The following is a 365-nucleotide window of genomic DNA, read 5'->3' on the forward strand; positions in this document are numbered from 1 at the left end:
TCTTGACGTTAGCAACAGAAGAAGCACCGGCTAACTCCGTGCCAGCAGCCGCGGTAATACGGAGGGTGCGAGCGTTAATCGGAATTACTGGGCGTAAAGCGCATGCAGGTGGTTCATTAAGTCAGATGTGAAAGCCCGGGGCTCAACCTCGGAACTGCATTTGAAACTGGTGAACTAGAGTGCTGTAGAGGGGGGTAGAATTTCAGGTGTAGCGGTGAAATGCGTAGAGATCTGAAGGAATACCAGTGGCGAAGGCGGCCCCCTGGACAGATACTGACACTCAGATGCGAAAGCGTGGGGAGCAAACAGGATTAGATACCCTGGTAGTCCACGCCGTAAACGATGTCTACTTGGAGGTTGTGGCC

Annotated in this window: 1 rRNA gene; it reads left to right on the forward strand. The window is 53.2% G+C overall.

Features of this window, described 5'->3' with window-relative positions:
- Positions 1-365, forward strand: a 16S ribosomal RNA gene (locus QQ041_RS20245); the annotation flags it as partial.

This window comes from Vibrio sp. TMPB1044 (assembly GCF_030442075.1).
Lineage (GTDB): Bacteria > Pseudomonadota > Gammaproteobacteria > Enterobacterales > Vibrionaceae > Vibrio > Vibrio satsumensis.